The organism is Paraburkholderia sp. RL17-337-BIB-A, assembly GCF_046025895.1.
In the GTDB taxonomy this organism is placed as follows: domain Bacteria; phylum Pseudomonadota; class Gammaproteobacteria; order Burkholderiales; family Burkholderiaceae; genus Paraburkholderia; species Paraburkholderia fungorum_C.
This window is the reverse complement of sequence record NZ_JARESY010000001.1, coordinates 3,438,756-3,460,910: the sequence shown is the minus strand read 5'-3', so window position 1 is coordinate 3,460,910 and position 22,155 is coordinate 3,438,756. Positions and strand designations below refer to the sequence as shown.

Here is a 22,155-nt window from a genome sequence, read left to right as displayed (position 1 = left end):
TGTATAGATTAGGCAAGCAAAGTAATAGTCTTGATGAAGCACAAAAGAGCACGAAAGCGAGATCAGAATGGGCGGTGAACGGGAGCAGATAAACCAGGCATTCCTCGAAAATATCCAGGGCAGAACGTCGTCGGCGATTTTGACGTACTTCTTTTCGCACGGTGTCTGCGTCGGTCGTTCGGATCTAAGAACGGCAACGAGGTTGCCCGAGCACGCGCATGTTTTTTCGGCATTGGAGCCCGAGTTTGCACGGCTGATGGAATCAATCAACTTGCTGGAAGACATTGGCTTTCTGTCACTTCCAGACAAGGAGAAAACCATGCGTGCGATTTATAGGATCGAAGCGCGCCTGGCCGAGCAACGAGGCGATGTGCAAGGGCTGGGAATAGCCGTTGCCCGGATCGGGCGCGCCAAGGCGTCGATTCCCCGAAAGCCGAAACTGTGGCCGTATGCTGTTTGGGGCAGCGTTGTTGCACTTGGCGGTTTCGTTAACTTGCACTGCGTCCTGATTGGCGTCGCGATTTATGTGATCGGTGCGGCGAAGTTTTATCAGTTCGTCAAACATAGGGCGCAGGCGGATCAGGAAGTGCGAGACGCTAGCGCTCAGTTTGAGCAGATGGCGGTGCCGGGGGTTGCGCCGCCGGACTCATTGAACCGGGCTCAGTGAGGCAGCCTCACGTCGAACCTGAACGTCGCCAGCCTCGCGAGCAGGATGAAAGCGGTGGCGATCAATACGCTATAAACCGTATCGACGTTCATGTAGTCCAGCAGCACGTACAGCCAACACCCTACAAAAGCACACGTCGCGTAGGGCCGCGAATCGCGCAAAATCAGCGGCACCTCGTTGCACAACACGTCGCGAATCACGCCGCCGAATACGCCCGTCAACACTCCCATCATCACCGATGTAAACCACGGCATCTGTGCGTCGTGCGCGATCGATGTGCCTGAGATGCTGAACAGGCCCAGCCCGATCGCGTCGGCCACCAGCAAGACGCGCTCGGAGAGCAGGCGGGAAGTCATCTTTAGCAGCGTCGGCGCGAACAACGACATCACGAAGATCGCGATCAGATAAGCCTGATGTTCGACCCAGTAGAAGGGCCGCCGCTCGAGCAGCACGTCGCGCAACGTACCGCCGCCGAAGGCCGTCGCGATCGCCACGAGGAAGGTGCCCACGGCGTCGAGCCGCCGGGTCTTCGCTTCGATAAAGCCGGAAATCGCGTATGCGAAAATAGCCAGCGCCTCCATGATGGCCAGCGCCAGTGTCAGCCTCGGATGGATCACCGCGGCTCCGTCAGGGGCCTGGCGTGAGCCGGCAAGGCGCCCGGCTGTAACAGCACAACCACCGCACCCGCGCCGCCGTCATGCGGACGCGCCTGACAGAAGGCGATCACCTCGGACTTCTGCACGAGCCATGCGCGTACTTTTCCCTTCAGAACGGGCTCTTTGCCGATCGACCCCAAGCCTTTGCCGTGAATCACGCGCAAACACCGCAGGCCGCGCTTCACCGATTCACGAATGAACTCGGCCAGCGCCTCGCGTGCTTCCTCGCGACGCATGCCGTGCAGATCGATTTGCGCCTGCACGATCCAATCGCCACGGCGCAGTTTTCGCACGACCTCCCGACTCACGCCGGGGCGGCAATAGGAGAGCGTTTCGTCGGTTTCGAGCAGGATCTCGGGATCGAACTCGTCGGAGATCGCTTCGTGCAACACGGCTTCTTCGTCGAGTTTGGTCTGCACCGGGAGCGGCGCCGGCGGATTGCGCGGCAAGGTCGCGCGCGGCGGGACTGCCAGCGGCGCAACGGCGCCGATCTCGCTGCGAAACAGATTGGCGTCCGCCGACGCTTCGCGCTGCGCGGCCGCTGCCGCCGCACGTTCGCGCTCGCGCCGTTGCGCGTCGCCCTTTAACGCGTCGCGCAGCGCGCCGAGGCCGGCCAGACCGGCAGCGGGCTCGATCTTCGGTTTGATGACGGGAGCGGCCGCCTCGGGCGCGGGTCTGGCAACGGCACGGGCGCGCTTCGGTTCGTTAGGGTGGGGCTGATTCTTCGGCATATCGCTAATACACGCAGAAAAGTAGATCGATCGCGTGACGCTTTTGGGGCATCGGCACATGCCGCGGAGCGTCGCCACGAAGCGCCGGCTAGAAGGCGGGAAGCTGCAAGCAGGCGCAAATGCGGCGTCGAAGACGCAGGCCAAAGACGCCGCGCCAAAGACGTAACGCCAAAGACGCAGTGCCAAAGACGCAGTGCCAAAGACGCAGTGCCAAAGACGCAACGCAAAACGGCGCTTCAATAAGCAAAAAAGCCGTCGGCTTCTCAGCCGCGGCCTTCTATCAAGCAAGCGGCCGGGCCATGCCCAGCCGCCATTTTACCGTTGCGGCTTAGCGGTCGGCTTCGGCGCTCATCACGTGCTCGCCAATCTCGTCGAGGGTTTCCAGATAACGTTGCGCGTCGAGCGCGGCCATACAGCCTGTGCCCGCGCTGGTGATCGCCTGACGATAGATGTGGTCTTGCACGTCGCCCGCGGCGAACACGCCCGGCACGTTGGTTGCCGTGGCGAAACCGTTCAGGCCGCCCTTGGTGATGATGTAGCCGTTCTTCATCTCCAGTTGGCCTGCAAAAATCTCCGTGTTCGGAAGATGGCCGATCGCGACGAAGATGCCTTGCAGCGCGATGTCCGTGGTTGCGCCGGTTTGCGTGTTCTTGATACGCATGCCGGTCACGCCGGATTGATCGCCGGTGACTTCGTCGAGCGTGCTGTTCCACTTGATCTCGACCACACCTTCCTTTTCCTTCGCCAGCAGACGATCGATCAGGATCGGCTCGGCGCGGAACTTGTCGCGGCGATGGATCACCGTCACTTTTTTGGCGATGCCGGAAAGATAGAGGGCTTCCTCGACTGCGGTATTGCCACCGCCAATCACGGCCACATGTTGTTGCTTGTAGAAGAAGCCGTCGCAGGTAGCGCAAGCCGACACCCCCTTGCCCATGAATTCTTTTTCGGAATCCAGGTTGAGATACTGCGCCGACGCGCCGGTCGCGATGATCAGCGAGTCGCAGGTGTATTCGCCCGAGTCGCCGATCAGGCGGATCGGCTTCTCATCCAGCTTGGCTGTGTGGATGTGGTCGAAAATGATTTCCGTGTTGAAGCGCTCCGCGTGCTCCAGGAAGCGCTGCATCAGTTCCGGACCTTGCACGCCGTTCGCGTCTGCAGGCCAGTTTTCGACGTCGGTGGTGGTCGTCAGCTGGCCGCCCTGGGCGAGACCCGTGATGAGCACCGGCTGCAGGTTGGCGCGTGCCGCGTAGACCGCTGCCGTGTAGCCGGCGGGACCGGAGCCGAGAATCAGAACCTTGGCGTGTTTCGTGGAAGTTGCGGGCATGATCGAAATCCTTTTACGGCGCCCGGCTCGCCCATGCGAGGCCGCGCGACTTGAGCTGAAACTATAGATGGGTATCAGAGCGGCATTATAAAGGGCGGCACGCCGGCCTGCTCCATGAAGCTTTCTGATCGTGGCGATAGCACCGCCGTGGGGCGCGGGAGCGTTTCACGAGGCCAATCGGCTAAGTTACCGTCATTTACAGCCTCGCGTTCGACACTGCGTTTACAATAGGCCGCATCGATGGACCCGGCAGCCGGGGCCGGGTCTGGAGCCGCCCTAGGCGCGGCGTCGGGCCGCGACTCTGGCAGCGAATCGGCCACACAAGCAACAGGATCAATGGCAAAAGCTCCCTATTCCGCGAGCGCGCAGGCATTGCCGCACCGCATGTCGCGCCTTTTCACCGAAATCCGCTGGATCCTGCAGGTCGCGCTCGGCGTGTTCCTGCTCATGGCGCTCGTCAGCTACAGCCGGCACGATCCGAGCTGGACGCACGCCGCGCAGGTCGACCACATCGCCAACTGGGCGGGCCGTGTTGGCGCGTGGACGTCTGACATCCTGCTGCTGCTGTTCGGTTTGTCCGCCTACTGGTGGATCGTGCTGCTCGGCCGTCATATCTCCGCCAATTACCGCCGTATCACCCGTCACGAGGAACTGCAGGAAGACGCGCCGCGCGATATCAGCTGGCTCGCGGACGCGTTCGCGTTCATGCTGGTGTTGCTTGCCTGCGACGGTATCGAGGCGCTGCGCATGTGGTCGCTCAAAGTGCAACTGCCGCGCGCGCCGGGCGGTGTGATCGGCGAAGCGGTCGCGCGTGGGGTGTCGCATGCGCTGGGTTTCACGGGCGGCACGTTGGCGCTGCTGATCGTGCTCGGCATCGGTTTGTCCCTGTATTTCCGCTTTTCGTGGCTGTCGGTATCGGAAAGGGTCGGTGAATCGATCATTTCGGCCGTGACCTTGGCCAAACTGCGCCGCGAGGCCGGCCGCGACCGTAAATTGGGCGAAGCCGCCGCCGTGAAGCGCGAAGGCAAGGTCGAAAAGGGCCGCGTGCGGATCGAGGAACACGAGCCGGTCATGATCGTGCCGCCGGTCGTCACGCCCGCCAAATCGGAGCGCGTCGAGAAAGAACGGCAAGTGCCGTTGTTCACGGACCTGCCGGGCGACTCCACCTTGCCGCCAATCTCGCTGCTCGACGCGGCGCCCGCCGCGCAGGAAACCATTTCCGCCGATACGCTCGAATTCACCTCGCGTCTGATCGAGAAGAAGCTCAAGGACTTCGGCGTCGAAGTGAGCGTGGTCGCGGCCTATCCGGGCCCGGTCGTCACGCGTTACGAAATCGAACCGGCCACCGGCGTGAAGGGCAGTCAGATCGTCGGTTTGGCGAAGGACCTGGCGCGTTCGCTGTCGCTGGTGTCGATTCGCGTGGTCGAAACGATTCCGGGCAAGAATTTCATGGCACTGGAGTTGCCGAACCAGCGCCGTCAGACCGTGAGTCTCTCGGAGATTCTCGGCTCGGCGGTGTATGCGGACGCGGCTTCGCCGCTGACCATGGGCCTCGGCAAGGACATCGGCGGCAAGCCGGTGTGCGCTGATCTCGCGAAAATGCCGCACTTGCTGGTGGCCGGTACGACCGGTTCGGGCAAGTCGGTGGGTATCAATGCGATGATCCTGTCGCTGCTCTACAAGGCGAGCGCCGACCAGGTCCGTATGATCCTGATCGATCCGAAGATGCTCGAAATGAGCGTCTACGAGGGCATTCCGCATTTGCTGTGTCCGGTCGTCACGGACATGCGCCAGGCGGGGCATGCGCTCAACTGGGCGGTCGCCGAAATGGAGCGCCGCTACAAGCTGATGAGCAAACTCGGCGTGCGCAACCTCGCCGGCTACAACAACAAGATCGACGAAGCCGCGAAGCGCGAAGAGAAACTGCCGAATCCGTTCAGCCTGACGCCGGACGATCCGGAACCGCTGGCGCGTCTGCCGAACATCGTCGTCGTGATCGACGAACTCGCCGATCTGATGATGGTGGTCGGCAAGAAGGTCGAAGAGCTGATCGCGCGGATCGCGCAGAAAGCGCGCGCGGCTGGCATCCATCTGATTCTGGCGACGCAACGTCCGTCGGTCGACGTGATCACTGGCCTGATCAAGGCCAACGTGCCGACGCGGATGGCGTTCCAGGTGTCGTCGAAGATCGACTCGCGCACGATTCTCGACCAGCAGGGCGCGGAATCGCTGCTCGGCATGGGCGACATGCTGTACCTGCCGCCGGGCAGCGGCTTGCCGGTGCGGGTGCACGGCGCGTTCGTGTCGGATGAAGAAGTGCACCGCGTCGTCGACAAGCTCAAGGAGCAGGGCGAGCCGAACTATATCGAGGGCATTCTCGAAGGCGGCGTGACGGGCGAGGGCGACGAAGGCTCCGCGGGAGCCGGGGGAACCGGCTCGGGCGACGGCGAGGCGGACCCGTTATACGACCAGGCGGTCGACGTGGTGCTGAAGAACCGCCGTGCGTCGATCTCGCTGGTGCAGCGGCATTTGCGCATCGGCTATAACCGCGCGGCGCGTTTGCTCGAGCAGATGGAAAACTCAGGGGTGGTGTCGGCGATGTCGTCGAACGGCAATCGCGAGATTCTTGCGCCGGCGCGGGAAGCGGAATAGGGCGCCACGCGGCGCTAATACCGCGGCGCGGAACGTGCTTGTTGCTACGAGCGGCGCCGCGAAACGCAGCATCTAAGGCCCGTTTAAGGCTCGGCGCTTAAGCTGCTCATGAAGGCCGCGGTCGCGCCCGTCCGCCACGCGGTTCAACTGGGCGCCGCGGCCCTCGCAGCCGCTGTGCCATTCGCCGGCCGCCGCGACCGCTCAACACAATCAATCAAGGGAGAAAACACCATGCAGCTTTTCGCGCAGCAGCACGCTCGACAGAGTGCTCAACCCAGCCGTTTCGACCAACTCGCGCGCACGATCGTACGTGGCGTCGGCAGTGTGGTGATCGGTGCGTCGATGCTCGTCGCGTCGCAGGCATTCGCGAGCGGCACCGAGCAATTGAAGGCATTCGTCGCGCAAGTGCATTCCGCGCGCGGTACCTTTGTGCAGCAGGAAGTGCGTGCGCCGAGCAAGGCGCAGGGCGCAAGCGGCGCGAGCGGCGTGTTGTCCACAGCAGGCAAGACCGGCACGTCGAGCGGGACGTTCACGTTCGCCCGTCCCGGCAAGTTCATCTGGCAATACGAGAAGCCCTATGCACAACTGCTGCAAGCCGACGGCGACAAGCTCTACGTGTATGACAAGGATCTGAACCAGGTGACGGTGCGCAGCCTCGGCGGCGCGCTGGGTGCGAGCCCGGCGGCGATCCTGTTCGGCAGCAACGATCTGGACAAGAACTTCACCCTGCACGATGCGGGCGTGAAGGCCGGCATCGACTGGCTCGAACTGACGCCCAAGGCGAAGGACACGCAGTTTCAGCGCGTCGGCATCGGCTTCAAGGATGGCAATCTTGAAGCGATGGAACTGCATGACGTATTCGGCAACGTAACGTTGTTGACGTTCTCGAACATTCAAAAGAACCCGCCGCTGCCGGCCGATGCGTTCAAGTTCACGGTGCCCAAGGGCGCGGATGTGATCAACGGGTGAGCGGGTTGTTGCAGTAGGTTGATTTGCAGAAAGGCTGCGCATCCAGCGCGGCCTTTTTTCATGCCGATCGCGCTGCACACCCGACGCATCGTTCGTTCTTTTCGGGACCTGAACCCGCTGTGCAGACCTGCTGCCTCGTCTGTTTTCAGAACGTAGGCGACCAGGCCGAACCGCTACTCATCGACCTCCAGAATCTGCACCGGATGTGCGGCTTTCATATCGTCGATAAATGCTTCAACGATATCCGTCCGATGCTGCCGCGCCCGCGTGACCATATGAAACGCCACGCGATACCGCATCTGTGCGGGATTCAACGCGGCCAACAAGCCCTGCTTGACGAACGGCGCAGCAAAATGCCCGGGTAAATAGCCGAGATGATGCCCCGACAGCACCAGCATCGCGACCGCTTCCATGTTGTCCGCGACGGCGGTGACGTTCTGCGGCGTAGTCGAACTTTCGGCTTCGGGCAACGGATAGCTGCGCCACGCCCACTCATGAACGGCAGCTTCAGCAGGTGACACGTCTCCGGCTGAAGCGAACAGCGGATGCCCCTTCGCGCAATACGCGAACTGATCTTCGGCGAACACCTCGGTGTATTCGAGCGACGGCACGCGATGCCAGAAGTAGCCGATGCCGATCTGAATCCGCCCGTTCAGCAACAGTTCTTCCAGCTCGCCTGGCGAGCGCACCAGAATCGAAAACCGCACCGACTGATCGCGCGCCCGAAACCGGCCGATCGCGTCGCTGATGCGCGCGCTCGCCGACACCGGCGTGTGGCCGATCATGCCGATATCGAGCGTGCCGACCAGCTTGCGGCCGACATTGCGCGCCTGCATGCCGAAGGTGTCGACCGCGGAGAGCAGGGCGCGAGCCGCGTCGATGAATTGTTCGCCGCGCGCGGTCAGGCTGAAGCCGCCGCGGCCGCGTTCGCACAGCCGGTAACCGAGGCGCGTTTCCAGCGTGGCGAGTTGCGTGCTGATGGTCGACTGGCCGACATTGAGGGTGGCTTGGGCCGGCGAGACGCCGCCGGCGTCGACGATAGCGAGGAAGACGCGGATCAGCCGCAGGTCGAGATCGGTAAGTTGGGAGAACATACGGCAGGATACATCGCTGCAAATCGATGTGAAGTTTATTCTGTTCGTATTTTAACTTGCGGAAAACTGCTCAAGAATTGAGATTCCCCCGGCAAGGTGCGCTTTTTCATTAGACCTCTCAGCCGGTTGCACTCCATTGGGCTAGCGCCCCTTTTTCATTGCCGAGACACGATGAATACTTCCTCCTTCATTTCCCCCGAGGCCGGCGAACGGCCGCAGCCGTTGTCCGGCAATGCCATGCCCCGTTGTGGCGGCATCGCGACCATGATGCGGCTGCCGAACGTCGGCTCGGCCGAAGGGTTCGACGCGTGCTTCGTCGGGGTACCGTTCGATCTCGGCACGTCGAACCGCACCGGCGCGCGCTTTGGGCCGCGCCAGATCCGCAGCGAATCGGTGCTGCTGCGCCCGTACAACATGGCAACGCGCGCCGCGCCGTTCGATTCGCTGCGCGTGGCCGATCTCGGCGACGTCGCGATCAATCCGTACAACCTGCACGATTCGATCAAGCGCATCGAAACCGCCTACGACGAAATCCTCCAGCACAACTGCAAGCCGATCACGCTTGGCGGCGACCACACGATCGCGCTGCCGATCCTGCGCGCGATCCATCGCAAGCACGGCAAGGTCGGTCTGATTCACGTGGATGCGCACGCCGATGTCAACGACACGATGATGGGCGAGAAGATCGCGCACGGCACGCCGTTCCGCCGCGCGGTAGAAGAGGGCTTGCTCGATTGCGACCGTGTCGTGCAGATCGGCCTGCGTGGCACGGGCTACGCGGCCGAAGATTTCGACTGGTGCCGTGATCAGGGTTTCGAGGTCGTGCAGGCCGAGGCGTGCTGGAACCAGTCGCTCGTGCCGCTGATGGCGCGCGTGCGGGAACGCATGGGCGATGGTCCGGTGTACATCACGTTCGACATCGACGGGATTGATCCGGCCTTCGCGCCGGGTACGGGCACGCCGGAAATCGCGGGGTTGACGGTGCCGCAGGCGCTCGAAATCATTCGCGGCTCGCATGGGCTGAACATCGTCGGCTGCGATCTGGTTGAGGTGGCGCCGCCGTACGATCCGTTCGGCACGACCGCGCTGCTCGGCGCGAATCTCGCGTTCGAATTGCTGTGTGTGTTGCCGGGTGTCGAGTATCGGGCATCGAAGCGTTGAACTGCGGGTTGAACTACGGGTTGACTGCGGGTTGAACTGACCAAGGTTGATGACGCATGAAGAGAAAAGGCCTGCATTTGCAGGCCTTTTCTGTATTGCGGTGATGCTTGCTCCGCTTACGCGTACGCAGTCTTCCGAGTCGACACCAGCGCCAGATAACACACCGCGCCGATCGCCAACGCGGGCAACGTAGCGCCCAGATTCGGCAGCCATTGATTGATCGCCTGATACGACACGATCCCGATTGCCCACGCGATAAACGCGCTGAGATGCCAGCCGCCCGAGAAGCCATAACGGCCGCGAACGTCGGCGAGCACGGCGGCTTCAATGCGACGCTTGCGCACGATGAAGTGATCCACCAGCACCACGCCGAACAGCGGCGCGAACACCGAGCCGATCAGCAGCAGGAAGTTCTGATACTTCGCCATCGGCACGAGCAGGGCGATCGCCGTGCACAGCGCGCCGAATGCCGCCGACAACAACGGTACACTGCTGCGCGTCCAGAACGTGCCGGTCGAAACCGCTGCCGAGTGGATATCGGCGAACGCGTTGTCGACTTCGTCGATCAGGATCAGCAGCAGGGCGAGGCCGCCGCCCGCTTGAGCCAGCGCGCCGGTCAGGAGCGCATCGCCACCGCCCGCCGCGAGACCGTAGATCGCGCCGAGCGCGTAAAACCAGATGTTCGCAATGCCATAGCCCAGCAGCGTGCCGCGGAACGTTTCGCCTGGGCGTCGGCCGAAACGCGTGTAGTCGGCGATCAGCGGCAGCCATGAGAGCGGCATCGCGACCACCAGATCGATAGCGCCGCCGAACGACATTTCGCCGGTTCCCGGACGGCGCATCAGCGCGCTCAGATCGTGTCTCGCCAGCAGATTCCACGAGAGCCACGCGGCGCCGGCCAGCAGCAGCCAGATGCCCCACGTGCGCAAAAACCGGCGCACGAACGACAGCGGGCCGCTGATTGCCAGCAGCGTCGCGAGCAGGCCGAAGACGATCGTCCAGATCAGCGGCATCGAGAAACCGAAGGCCTGTTTGGCGAGCGCATCGGCGGAATCGCGCATCACGATCACCTCGAACGAGCCCCAGCCGACCAGTTGCACCGCGTTCAGCACCGCCGGCACCGAGGCGCCACGCACACCGAGGGTCGGGCGCAGCGACGACATTGCCGCGAGCCCCGTATCCGTGCCGATTACGCCGGCCAGCGCCAGCAATACCACGCCGATCACGCTGCCGATCACGATCGCCAGCAAGGCATGCGGCAGCGACAGCCCCGGCACTAGCAGCGCGCCCGCCTGCGCGACCAGCAGTCCGATGCCGAGCGAGAACCAGAGCGCGAAAGCGTCGCCGGTGCGAAACGCGCGGCGCGCGTCGGGCACCGGCGTGAGCGGTGCGTAGGTGGAGCCGGCATCGCCGGCGAGTGGATCTTGTGCCATTTAATCGTGTCCCTGTTGATCCGAGTTAGCGTGTTGGCTGGAGTTGGCGTGTCGGTTCGAGCTGGCGTGTCGGCTGGAGTTGGCGCTTTAGCGCTTACTAGGGCCCCATAGCACGCTACTCTGGTCCCATAGCGCTTACTCCAGCCCAATACAACATAGTTGCGGTTGATATTGCTTGCAGATCCGCGTGCGACGCCGGCGTTGCCGGCCAATCCGCGCGCGACCGTCGAGCCGCGGCGCGGCCGTCGCTCAGGCGCCGTCACTGTCATAATGCAGCACGTTGCCCGCGCCGCCGTGCGCCGGCTTTGCCGTCCGGCAGCACGCCGCCTTCACACGGACCGCGTCCGGAAAAGCCGAGATTATCCCCAAAAAACGTCATGTTTGAAGAACCCCGTGCCAATGTTCCGCTCGCCGAACGCCTGCGGCCCCGCAATATCGACGAAGTAATCGGTCAGAAGCACCTGCTCGGCCCGAACAAGCCGTTGCGGGTCGCCTTCGAATCCGGCGAAGCGCATTCGATGATCCTCTGGGGCCCGCCGGGCGTCGGCAAAACCACGCTCGCGCGGCTCATGGCCGACGCGTTTCACGCCGAGTTCATCGCGTTGTCCGCCGTGCTTTCTGGCGTGAAGGATATCCGCGAAGCGGTTGAGACGGCGCAGATTCATCGTGCCAACGGGCACCAGACGCTGGTGTTCGTCGACGAAGTGCATCGCTTCAACAAGAGTCAGCAGGACGCGTTCTTGCCGCACGTCGAGTCGGGGCTGTTCGTGTTCGTTGGCGCGACGACCGAGAATCCATCGTTCGAGGTGAATAGCGCGTTGCTCTCGCGAGCCGCCGTCTACGTGCTGAAAAGCCTTACCGACGAAGAACAGCGCGAACTGCTCGAGCGCGCCCAGAAAGAACTCGGCGGCCTCACGTTCACCGACGAAGCACGCGACGCCCTGATCGGCTCCGCCGACGGCGACGGCCGCAAGCTGCTGAACAACCTCGAAATCGTCGCCCGCGCGGCTTCGCAGCAGAAAACCACCGAGATCGATGGCGCGTTGCTCGGTAGCGCTCTGGCGGAAAATCTGCGCCGCTTCGACAAAGGCGGCGACGCATTCTACGACCAGATCAGCGCGTTGCATAAATCGGTGCGCGGCAGCAGTCCGGACGGCGCGCTGTACTGGTTCTGCCGCATGCTCGACGGCGGCGCGGACCCGCGTTATCTCGCGCGGCGCATCGTGCGGATGGCGTGGGAAGACATCGGCCTCGCCGACCCGCGCGCGGCCCGCATCGCGCTTGACGCCGCCGAAACCTACGAGCGTCTCGGCACGCCCGAGGGCGAACTGGCGCTGGCGCAGGCGATCATCTATCTCGCGGTCGCGCCGAAGTCGAACGCGGGTTACAACGCGTACAACGAGGCACGCCGTTTCGTCAGCAAAGACCAGTCGCGCGGCGTGCCGGTGCATCTGCGTAACGCGCCGACCAGGCTGATGAAAGAACTCGGCTACGGGCATGAATACCGCTACGCGCACGACGAGCCCGATGCCTACGCGGCCGGCGAAACCTACCTGCCGGACAACATGCGTGATCCACATTGGTACGAGCCGACGCCGCGCGGTCTCGAAGGCAAGATTGGCGACAAGATGGCGCGTCTGGCCGAGCTTGACGCGCAGTGGCGCGGCGAGAACAAGCCTAAAAAGGGCTGAGTGTCTGCGCTTGTGCTGCCGCGGCCGTTTCGGATGCTGTATCGCCATTGCGCGGCCCTTAACGATCTAACGCACCGGCCGCCCGTGCCGGTGCGCTAAAATCCCTGCTTCATACAACGAATACCTGCCCCATCCCATGCTCGACATTCAGCTGCTGCGCAAAGACCTCGACGGCGTCGCCAAGCGCCTCGCCGACCGCGGCTACACCCTCGACGTCGCGGCCTTTACCGCGCTCGAAGCGGAACGCCGCGACACCCAGACCCGTACCGAAGAGATGCAGGCGCGCCGCAATACTTTGTCGAAGCAGATCGGCGGGATGAAGGGGCGGGGCGAGGATACGTCGGCGCTGATGGCCGAAGTGGGCGGTATCGGCGACGAGATGAAAGCGTCGGCGGCAAGGCTGGACGATATCCAGAAGCGTCTGTCCGACCTGCTGCTTGGCGTGCCCAACCTGCCGCACGCAAGCGTGCCGGAGGGCCAGGACGAAACCGGGAACGTCGAAGTGCGCCGCTGGGGCACGCCGCGCCAGTTCGATTTCGAGGTGAAGGATCACGTCGACGTTGGCACGCCGCTCGGCCTCGATTTCGAGACCGGCGCGAAACTGTCGGGCGCGCGTTTCACGTTGCTGCGCGGACAGATTGCGCGGCTGCATCGAGCGCTGGCGCAGTTCATGATCGACACGCACACGCTGCAGCACGGCTATACCGAGGTGTACACGCCGTACATCGTGAATCCGGAGATTCTGTACGGCACCGGCCAACTGCCGAAATTCGCCGACGACATGTTCCGCGTCGAGAAGGGCGGTGACGAGAATACCGTCACGCAATATCTGATTTCGACGTCGGAGATTTCGCTGACGAACACGGTGCGCGACAGCATCGTCGAAGCGGACACGCTGCCTATCAAGCTGACCGCGCATTCGCCGTGCTTCCGCTCGGAAGCGGGCTCATATGGCCGCGATACGCGCGGCCTGATTCGCCAGCATCAGTTCGACAAGGTCGAAATGGTGCAGATCGTCGCGCCGGAAGCATCGTATGACGCGCTGGAACAGATGGTCGGCCACGCTGAGACGATCCTGCAGAAGCTTGAACTGCCGTACCGCGTGATCACGCTGTGCACGGGCGACATGGGCTTTTCGGCTGCCAAGACGTATGACCTGGAAGTGTGGGTGCCCGCGCAGAATACGTATCGCGAGATTTCGAGCTGCTCGAACACGGAGTCGTTCCAGGCTCGCCGCATGCAGGCACGTTTCCGTAATGCGCAAGGCAAGCCGGAGCTGGTGCATACGCTGAACGGATCGGGTCTGGCGGTTGGCCGCACGCTCGTGGCCGTGCTGGAGAATTTCCAGAACGCGGACGGATCGGTGACGGTGCCGGCGGCGCTGCGTCCTTACCTCGGTGGTGTGGAACGGCTGGAAGTGCCGGCGGCTTGATTGATGCCGGGTTGATGCGCGGCTGATGTTGTTACCGCTTGCCAGGTCGCTTTAAAAAATTCTGGCAAGGGGCTTGGAATTCGGATTCAGCTGTTCTATAATCTTTCTCTCCCAAGCAACGACCCGCTTGGATCTGACGAAACAGTTACGTTGCTGTGAGTTGGAAGACACGGAAAGGTGGCAGAGTGGTCGAATGCGCTGGACTCGAAATCCAGTGTACCTTTAGGGGTACCGTGAGTTCGAATCTCACCCTTTCCGCCAAATTTTAAAACCCCCGCAAAGCGAAAGCTCTGCGGGGGTTTTTGCTTTTCGGGCATCGAGGGCTTTGGAACTTCAGGGGCGTTTAAATCGTGTTGTCCGAGATCACGCGTCACTCGTTCAAGTCGTGGATGGAGTCACGGCGGCCCCTTAGATGAGCCTTAGCTCGCCGAAGTCGAGCGAGACCAGAAGTGGCTCCGGCACCTTCCTACGCTTACGACAAAGCCTTTCAAGGCGTTGCAGTGCCGCTCCGTGGTAATGCTTCAACCGGAAGCTGCACGTCGCCGTTCGACCACAAGTGCAAACGGTTCTTCATAAGTTATCGTATAACGTTTTCATCGTAACTGAGCTACTAGGGCAATCACTGCCGGTAGATGGCGTCCCTGCGTTGTAGGATGACGTATGAATTACAGCGGTGCGACGAGTTGAGCACCGCCCTAGCCGCCAGCAACGCCACTTTCAATAGCTGACACGAACGTGAGGGAGTCTTCCTTGCCGGCGGGGCATCAACGTTCTGTATCACCGGAGGAGACATGAAATCCCACTACCGCTGGACGGTCGCGGCCCTGCTGTTCTTTGCGGGCATGTTGAACTATCTGGATCGCGCCGCGTTGTCGGTCGTGGCACCCATCATCAAACGCGATCTGCATATCGACGACGCGCAGATGGGCATTCTCTTCAGCAGCTTTTTCATCGGCTATTGCCTGTTCTGCCTCATCGGCGGATGGGCCGCCGACCGCTACGGTCCTCGCAAGGTGTTCATGCTGGCCGCAGGTTTCTGGTCCGTGTTCTGCGGTGCCACGGCATTCGCGGGAAACTATGCGACGTTGATGGTCGCGCGCGTCGCGTTCGGTGTCGCCGAAGGCCCGATGGGAACGACCACCAACAAGTCGATTTCGAACTGGTTTCCGCGCCGCGAGGCGGGTCGCGCGGTTGGCATCACGAACGCGGGCCAGCCGCTCGGCGCGGCCATCGCCGCGCCGATCGTCGGACTCGTTGCCTTGCAGTTCGGCTGGCGCGTCTCGTTCGTCGTGATCGCACTGCTCGGTTTCGTCTGGATGGCGTTCTGGTGGCGTTGTTTTCGCGATCAGCCGACCGATCACCCGGCGGTCTCGCAAGAAGAAGCCCAACTCATTGCCTCGGATCGTCAGGTCGTGAACGCCTCTGACACTTCGGCAGACGACGGCGTCATGCGTTACCTGTTGTCGATGCCGGTGCTCGGCGTCGCGATGGCATTCTTCGCCTTCAATTACGTGCTGTATTTTTTCCTGTCCTGGCTGCCTAGCTATTTCACCGACTATCAGCATCTCGACATCAAACATATGAGCATCGTCGGCATCCTGCCCTGGCTCGGCGCGACGCTCGGATTCGTGCTTGGCGGCCTGATCTCCGACGGACTTTACAGGCGCACCGGAAATGTCCTGTTCGCGCGAAAGACGGTGATCATCATGGGCCTGGGTATGGCGGCCGTTTGCGTGCTGCTGGTATCTCGCGCGACATCGCTCGCAGCCGCCGTGTCGCTTATCGCGGTTGCGAGCCTGTTTGCCTTCATGACGCCTCAGGCGTGCTGGTCTTTGCTGCAGGACATCGTGCCGCGCGGAAGGATCGGTGCGACCGGCGGCTTTGTCCATCTGCTCGCCAATCTTGCGGGGATTCTGGCACCGAGCATCACCGGTTTCATGATCCAGTACGGCGCCGGCTATTCCTCGGCGTTTGTGCTCGCGAGCGCATTGGCGGCAGCCGGCATGTTGGCACTCTGGTTTTCAGTGCGCGAAGAGAACGTTGAACGTCTGCGTCGGGCGCCCGTCTAGGTAGCGGCGAGCACAGGTACTCGACACGCGCGGGGCAGGGCTGTTCAGCGTGGCTTGATCGTGCTGGGCCATGTCGAGGTCGCGGAAAAATGTGAGCGCCGCAACCTGCCGGATAGCCATCCGTGATCACGGGTCGGATGTCCGGCAATCCGTTAGCGCCTGCGCAGCAATGATCTTTGCGCACGAATGGAATAGACCGCCCCGGCAAACCGTTTAAACGACGTGTCCGAACCCGTGGCAGGCTTTCCATGAGCATTCAACAACCGCATGTCATTCGATCCGCCAGCGGACTGCTGCTGACTGCATCCGCTGCGTTGTTCGCGGCTTGTGGCGGAGGCGGAGGCGGAGGCGGCTCCGGCGCCAGCAGCATGTCCACGGTCGCGCTCGCCGGTACGGCAGCAACCGGCAAGGCGCTCGCGAACGCGACGATCAATATCAATTGCGCACAGGGCTCGATATCGGTCGGCGCAGATGTAAACGGAAATTACCGGGCGACGCTCCACGCGGTCATGCCGTGCATGATTACCGCGACATCGAGCGGGACGGTGCTGCACTCGGTTGCGTTCGCCGGCGGCACGTACAACGTCACACCGGAAACTGACCTGTTGTTGTCGTATGTGGCGGCGCAGCTCGGTATGAACGAAACTGGGCTTATCGCCGGTTTCCCGGCGAGCACGCTGTTTCAGCAGACGCTGGCGAATCAGAACGACCTGCTGACCGCGCAGGCCGCCGTGGTGCAGAATATTCAACAGACCTATGGTGTGTCGCTGTCTACTCCCAACTTTCTGACCACCTCATTTTCCGTGGGTCAGCCAGGCGTGGACAGTGATCTCGAAGCGCTCTTCGCTCGCGGTGCAATCGACGCCAACGGCGAGCCTGACGCCACCGCCGTCGCGCTTATGACAACGATGGGAGCGGCGCATCCGATTACTGTATCGCCGGGTGCGGGTGCGGGTGCGGGTACGGGCTCTGGCGGGACGGGCGGCACTGGAAGTCCGGGCGGCATAGGCGGAATGATGTGACGCAGTGAGACCACCCAGGCAACCCGGTAACTTCTTCACGCCCGCAAAATCCGCCATCTCTGCATCCGTTTCAGTCCCCGCTGCGTAAATCCCCTCAAGGACGCACAACCCCCGCTACACCCCGCTAACCAACCGCGCGTCCCCCCGACCGGGAGACGCGCCCATGAGCCAGCCCGCACCGACCTCTCCACTACAACGCGGCGCACGGGTCGCCGTCATCGGCGCCGGCATTTCGGGTTTAGCCAGCGCCTATCTGCTGGCGCGCAACCATCAGGTCACCCTGTTCGAATCGGCCGGCTACGCGGGCGGCCACACCAACACCGTGGACGTCGCGCTCGAAGGCCACACGCATGCCGTCGACACCGGTTTTCTCGTCTTCAACGACCGTACCTATCCGAACCTGGTCGCGCTGTTCGCCGAACTGGGCGTCGAGTCGCACCCGAGCGACATGACCTTTTCAGTCTCGCTCGATGAAGGCCGCCTGGAATGGGCCGGCACCAGCCTGAACACGGTATTCGCGCAGCGCCGCAATATGTTCTCGCCGACCTTCATCGGCATGCTGCGCGACATCCTGCGTTTCAACAGCAGCGCGCAGAGGAACCTGGAGATCGCGACGCAAACGCGCGCGTCGATGGGCGAACTGCTGATGGCCGGCGCTTACGGCGGCGCGTTCCAGCGCCACTATCTGTTGCCGATGGCCGCCGCGATCTGGTCGAGCGCGACCGCCGACATCCTCGCCTTTCCGGCCACCACCTTCCTGCGCTTTTGCCTGAACCACGCGCTGCTTCAGGTGAACCGCCGTCCGCGGTGGAAGACGGTGGTCGGAGGAGGGCGCGAGTATGTGCGCCGTATCGTCGGCACGCTCGACGACGTCCGCATCGCCACCGCGGTCAGAGGCGTGCGGCGCGCTGCCGACGGCGTCGACGTCTTCACGGACAAAGGCGCGGAGCGTTTCGACGCGCTCGTGCTCGCCACCCACGCGCCGACCACGCTGCGGCTGCTCGAAGACGCCGACCCGGACGAGCGCAGCGTGCTCGGCGCGGTGCGCTACCAGCCGAACGTCGCCGTGCTGCATACGGATACGAATCTGTTGCCGCGTCGTCAGCGCGTATGGTCGGCGTGGAATTATCTCGGGAGCCGCGGCGTCGACGGCACGCATCCGGTATGTGTCAGCTATCTGGTCAACCAACTCCAGCCGCTGCCATTCAAAACGCCGCTCGTCGTCACGCTCAATCCGGTGACGCAGCCCGCGCCGGGGACCGAAATGCGCCGCTTCGTCTATGACCATCCGCTGTTCGATCTGGCCGCCATCGATGCGCAGCACCGCTTGCCGTCGCTGCAAGGCAAGCGCCGCACCTGGTTCGCGGGCGCGTGGACGGGCTATGGTTTTCACGAAGACGGACTGAAATCGGCGTTACGCGTGGCCGCCGCTTTCAGCGCTTTGCCGGTATGGGCCAAGCTATGAATCCCCCGCGCGCCGACGTCGATCCGGCCGCCTGGCTTTTGACGGGCAACGTGATGCACGAGCGTCTGCGGCCGAAGCATCATCGCTTTACGTATCCCGTGTTTTACGTGCGCTGCGACCTGGATCGTTTGGCGTCGCTCGATCGTGAATGGTTCGGCATCGACCGTTGGCGTTTGCTGAGCCTACGCCGGCGCGATCACGGTCCGCGTGACGGCAGCGATCTTGCCACATGGATGCGCGCGCAACTATCCGCTGCGGGTATCGAAGAGGCGGACGGCCGGATCTGGCTGCAAGCATTCCCACGCGTATTCGGCTATGCGTTCAATCCGGTCAGCTTCTGGTTTTGCCACGACCGCGACGGTCATTTGCGTGCACTTCTGGCGGAGGTGCGCAACACTTTCGGCGCTCGCCACAGCTATCTGCTGAGCGCCGCGGGCAACGCGCCGATCACGGCTGATACCACACTCAAATGCCGCAAAGTGCTGCACGTGTCGCCGTTTTGCCGCGTCGAGGGGAGTTACGAATTTCGCGTCAGAGAGACGCCGAACAGTGCGTTCGTCTCGATCGACTACCGTGACGCCGACGGGCTTCTGATTCGCACAGCACTCGGCGGCCGTCTAAAGCCTTTAACACGTTCGGCAGCACTCGCCGCGCTGATCCGTCAGCCGCTCCTGACTGTCGGCGTCGTCGCAAGAATTCATTGGCAAGCGTTGCGCCTCGCGGTCAAAAGAGCGCCGTTCTACGGCAAGCATCCTGCGCCGGGCCGCACCGCCGATGCATCCACTGACGCATCCACCGATTACGCCGCAACTGGTCAAGCGTCCGCCGCTGCACGCCCCGTTTCGTCCGATTGAGGAGATTCAGCCATGGCGCTTTCGAGAACCGTGAGCGGGCACCGAACCGTCCCCGCGTCAGGCCGTCTGTTTCTCTCTCTGCTCGAACGGATTCAGGTGGGACATCTGGTGCTGATCACGCCCGACGCTCAGCAGCGCGTGTTCGGCGATCCGCACGCGGCGCCGGGCGCGCGTCTGGAGTTGCGCGACTGGCGTGCCTGCGGGGCGATTCTGCGCAAAGGCGACATCGGTTTCGCCGACGCCTGGCGCTCGTTCTGGGTCGATACGCCTGATCTGGCCGCCTTGTTGCGCGTTGCCATCCGCAATGAACGCGCGCTGCAACGCACCGTCTACGGCGGCTGGCTCGCGCAACTCTGGTACGGGCTGCGTCATAAACTGAGGCCCAATACCCGCTCGGGCAGCCGGCGCAATATTCACGCGCACTACGACATCGGCAACGCGTTCTACGAGCAGTGGCTGGACTCGACGTTCACGTATTCAAGCGCGCTGTTCGACGGCAATTTCCATCAATCGGTCGAAGACGCGCAGCATGCGAAGTATCAACACATCATCGATACGCTCGGGTTGCGCGAAGGCATGCGCATTCTGGAAATCGGCTGCGGGTGGGGCGGTTTTGCGATGTATGCGGCACGCCAGGGCATTCACGTGCACGGCGTAACGATCTCGCCGGCGCAGCTCGAATTCGCCCGGAAGCGTGTGAGCGAAGCGGACTTGAGTGAGCGCGTGCACCTCGAATTGCGCGACTACCGTACGCTGACCGGCCAGTACGACGGCATTGTGTCGATCGAAATGTTCGAAGCCGTCGGCGAAAAATTCTGGCCGACGTACTTCCGCATTCTGCGCGAACGTTTGCGGCCGGGCGCACGCGCGCTCGTGCAAACCATCACGATCGACGACTCGCACTTCGCCGCCTATCGTGCCACTAGTGACTTCATCCGCGAGTTCATTTTTCCGGGCGGCATGTTGCCGAGTCCGCGGCGGTTCGTCGAAGCGGCTCGGCGCGGCAAGCTCGCGGCGCGCACGTCGTTGACATTCGGACGCGATTACGCCGAGACGCTGCGCCGCTGGCGCAGTGCGTTCGAAGCTCAGCTCGAGACGATCCGCGCGCAAGGCTTCGATGAGATTTTCGTGCGGACGTGGCGGCTGTATCTGGCGTACTGTGAGGCCGGTTTCGACGAAGGGCGCACGGACGTGATGCAGTTCGTGCTCGCCTCGGCGGACTGACATGCGCGCGCTCGCGGCTATCGTGCTGGTGTTGTGGGCAACGGCCGCCTGCGCGGATTGGCGCGGCGATGTGCAGTCCGCGAAACTCGTGGGCGAGGGCGATTTCAGCCTGTTCGGCTTCAGGCTCTATCGCGCGCAGATGTGGAGCGAACGCGTGCCCGTCGACTATGAGGAACGCTTTGCGCTGCACATCGTTTACGTGCGGGGCATCAAGCGCGAACGATTCGTCGACGCGGGTATGAATGAAATCAAGCGTCTTGCGAGCGTGTCGATTCCGGCGGATACGTTGGCACGCTGGCGCGCGGATATGATGCAGGCGTTCGTCGATGTGGAGCCGGGAGATCAGTTAAGCGCGGTGTATCTGCCGGATAAGGGCGTGCGTTTCTATGCCGGTGACCGCATGACCGGCGAGTTCGACGATCTTGCATTTGCACGGGCATTTTTCGGCATCTGGCTCGATCCGTCGACGCGCGCGCCGACTTTGCGCAGGCATTTGCTTGGTATGACGCAGTGAGGGCGCGCGCGATGCGCATGGAGAACTTGCGGTTGCCAGACCGTCTGCGACCACATCGCGAGCACATAGCTGCGCGGCAGCGCCGAGCGGCATAACTCGGCGAGATTGCTGCCGGTCACGAGCCCCAGCTTCGCGTGTTTCAGGCGCTCATGTTGAGCGTGCCATTCACACCGTTCGGGAAGAAGCCACCCTTGGTCGCCATGGAACTCGTCAGATACACGATGTTGAGCACGTTGCCATAGCCGCGGCTGAAAGCGAGTCCGTTGCTGTCGAGCGGCACGATGTTCGACGAACCGGCCGTCGCGCCGGTGATGCCCTGATCGTCGTGGCCATTGTTGTCGAGGCTGTCGCGCGCGGCGGAGATCGCGTTGGCCGCCGTGTAGATACTTGCCGTGTCGACGCCTTTTGCAAACAGCACCGTGCGTACCAGACCCGCGTGATACGCCTCGGCCGCGAGAATGCCGGCAGCCGCTTCGAGGAAGGTCTTGTTCGTGATGAGAGGCGAAGCGCCCTTATAGGCCGTCACGCCGACGTCTTCGAAGATGAATGCGCCGAGCAGGAAGTTGTTGTCGTTCGCATACGGATTGAAGGCGACACCCGCGCCGACAAGTCCCGCCGCCCGCGCCGCGTTCGAGAAGGCCCCGGTCGGATTGGTGCCGCCGATGTCGATCGACGGCATCGCCACGGCTGCGCTACCCAAGGCCGTGCGTAGAAAGTTGACGTGTTCGCGTTCGTCGTTGGCGATCTCGTTCGCGTAAGCCTGCACTACGGGATCCTGGAACGGCACCTGCTGCCCCGGGATCACCATGCCCATCGTGCCGACGCCGGCGGTCATGCTCGCGGGCAGCCCCGATCCGGTCGTCGCATACGTATAGAACTGCGATTCGAGGTATTCCAGATTCAGCGCGAAGTTCAGAATCTCCGCATCGGTCGGCGCGCTAGCGGCTGATACGATCGAGCCGGAACCTCCACCGCACGCACTGATCAGCGTACCGCCGACCAACCCTAGACCCAAACCACCAGCGTTGCGGAAAAACTGCCTACGCTGCAGGCGCCGTTCAACGCGACGGTCAAGTACGTCGATAAGCTCTGCTGATTTATTGCTGGACTCCGACATGGCGATGCTCCTCAGATGGTTCGCTGCCAATACCGCGGACGCGCGAGTGTATGTGCGTGGACAACGGATACTCACAC

18 protein-coding genes and 1 tRNA gene are annotated in these 22,155 nt (G+C 62.7%); 13 read left to right on the top strand and 6 right to left on the bottom strand.

The features are described 5' to 3' along the window. Positions 1–67 precede the first annotated feature (67 nt). Positions 68–667 carry a hypothetical protein gene (locus P0D84_RS15505; protein WP_408337739.1) on the top strand — a complete coding sequence of 200 codons (600 nt, stop codon included), beginning with the start codon at positions 68–70 and terminating at the stop codon, positions 665–667. On the opposite strand, the gene P0D84_RS15500 is transcribed toward P0D84_RS15505, so the two are convergent. The 3 genes from P0D84_RS15500 to trxB form a co-directional block, all read right to left on the bottom strand. After that, on the bottom strand, positions 661–1,281 hold the full coding sequence (locus tag P0D84_RS15500) for a trimeric intracellular cation channel family protein (RefSeq protein WP_408339844.1): 621 nt from the start codon (positions 1,279–1,281) through the stop codon (positions 661–663). The two genes, P0D84_RS15505 and P0D84_RS15500, sit on opposite strands and share 7 nt — an antisense overlap. Continuing rightward, positions 1,281–2,054 carry a Smr/MutS family protein gene (locus P0D84_RS15495; RefSeq protein WP_408337737.1) on the bottom strand — a complete coding sequence of 258 codons (774 nt, stop codon included), beginning with the start codon at positions 2,052–2,054 and terminating at the stop codon, positions 1,281–1,283. Before P0D84_RS15495 ends, P0D84_RS15500 begins: the two co-directional genes overlap by 1 nt. A gap of 328 nt (positions 2,055–2,382) precedes the next feature. After that, positions 2,383–3,381, bottom strand: a complete 999-nt coding sequence (gene trxB / locus P0D84_RS15490; protein WP_408337735.1) for a thioredoxin-disulfide reductase — start codon at positions 3,379–3,381, stop codon at positions 2,383–2,385. Positions 3,382–3,717: 336 nt separating this feature from the next. Here trxB and P0D84_RS15485 point away from each other — a divergent pair, with 336 nt between their 5' ends. Then, positions 3,718–6,033, top strand: coding sequence for a DNA translocase FtsK (locus P0D84_RS15485; RefSeq protein WP_408337733.1), 2,316 nt, complete (start codon positions 3,718–3,720; stop codon positions 6,031–6,033). A gap of 231 nt (positions 6,034–6,264) precedes the next feature. Beyond that, entirely contained in the window at positions 6,265–7,002 is a 738-nt protein-coding gene (lolA, locus tag P0D84_RS15480; protein ID WP_408337731.1) for an outer membrane lipoprotein chaperone LolA, read from the top strand. A gap of 173 nt (positions 7,003–7,175) precedes the next feature. On the opposite strand, the gene P0D84_RS15475 is transcribed toward lolA, so the two are convergent. Continuing rightward, positions 7,176–8,096, bottom strand: coding sequence for a LysR family transcriptional regulator (locus P0D84_RS15475; RefSeq protein ID WP_408337729.1), 921 nt, complete (start codon positions 8,094–8,096; stop codon positions 7,176–7,178). A gap of 171 nt (positions 8,097–8,267) precedes the next feature. Here P0D84_RS15475 and speB point away from each other — a divergent pair, with 171 nt between their 5' ends. Continuing rightward, entirely contained in the window at positions 8,268–9,257 is a 990-nt protein-coding gene (speB, locus tag P0D84_RS15470) for an agmatinase (RefSeq protein ID WP_028196760.1), read from the top strand. A gap of 116 nt (positions 9,258–9,373) precedes the next feature. On the opposite strand, the gene cytX is transcribed toward speB, so the two are convergent. After that, positions 9,374–10,690 carry a putative hydroxymethylpyrimidine transporter CytX gene (gene cytX, locus P0D84_RS15465; protein ID WP_408337726.1) on the bottom strand — a complete coding sequence of 439 codons (1,317 nt, stop codon included), beginning with the start codon at positions 10,688–10,690 and terminating at the stop codon, positions 9,374–9,376. Positions 10,691–11,067: 377 nt separating this feature from the next. Between cytX and P0D84_RS15460 the strand changes: the two genes are divergently transcribed. The 9 genes from P0D84_RS15460 (at position 11,068) to P0D84_RS15420 (ending at position 20,961) form a co-directional block, all read left to right on the top strand. Then, a complete protein-coding gene (locus P0D84_RS15460; protein WP_408337724.1) occupies positions 11,068–12,381 on the top strand; it encodes a replication-associated recombination protein A in 1,314 nt (437 codons plus the stop codon). Between the two features lie 136 nt (positions 12,382–12,517). Beyond that, entirely contained in the window at positions 12,518–13,813 is a 1,296-nt protein-coding gene (gene serS / locus P0D84_RS15455) for a serine--tRNA ligase (protein WP_408337722.1), read from the top strand. 171 nt (positions 13,814–13,984) lie between these two features. Next, positions 13,985–14,074: transfer RNA gene (locus tag P0D84_RS15450), tRNA-Ser, on the top strand. Between the two features lie 530 nt (positions 14,075–14,604). Beyond that, entirely contained in the window at positions 14,605–15,882 is a 1,278-nt protein-coding gene (locus P0D84_RS15445) for an MFS transporter (RefSeq protein ID WP_408337719.1), read from the top strand. Between the two features lie 248 nt (positions 15,883–16,130). After that, positions 16,131–16,904 (top strand): hypothetical protein, encoded by a 774-nt coding sequence (locus P0D84_RS15440; RefSeq protein WP_408337717.1) that lies wholly within the window; start codon positions 16,131–16,133, stop codon positions 16,902–16,904. 163 nt (positions 16,905–17,067) lie between these two features. Continuing rightward, positions 17,068–18,369, top strand: coding sequence for an NAD(P)/FAD-dependent oxidoreductase (locus tag P0D84_RS15435; protein ID WP_408337715.1), 1,302 nt, complete (start codon positions 17,068–17,070; stop codon positions 18,367–18,369). Beyond that, positions 18,366–19,223, top strand: a complete 858-nt coding sequence (locus P0D84_RS15430; protein WP_408337713.1) for a DUF1365 domain-containing protein — start codon at positions 18,366–18,368, stop codon at positions 19,221–19,223. The genes P0D84_RS15435 and P0D84_RS15430 overlap by 4 nt, the downstream gene beginning before the upstream one ends. A gap of 12 nt (positions 19,224–19,235) precedes the next feature. Next, the gene (locus P0D84_RS15425) at positions 19,236–20,447 is read left to right on the top strand and encodes a class I SAM-dependent methyltransferase (RefSeq protein WP_408337711.1); all 1,212 of its coding nucleotides are present in this window, start codon (positions 19,236–19,238) and stop codon (positions 20,445–20,447) included. 1 nt (position 20,448) lies between these two features. Continuing rightward, complete coding sequence (locus P0D84_RS15420; protein WP_408337709.1) at positions 20,449–20,961, top strand: chalcone isomerase family protein; 513 nt, start codon at positions 20,449–20,451, stop codon at positions 20,959–20,961. A 139-nt stretch (positions 20,962–21,100) separates the two neighbouring features. Here P0D84_RS15420 and P0D84_RS15415 read toward each other — a convergent pair whose 3' ends face one another. Continuing rightward, positions 21,101–22,078, bottom strand: coding sequence for a ferritin-like domain-containing protein (locus P0D84_RS15415; protein ID WP_408337707.1), 978 nt, complete (start codon positions 22,076–22,078; stop codon positions 21,101–21,103). Positions 22,079–22,155 lie beyond the last annotated feature (77 nt).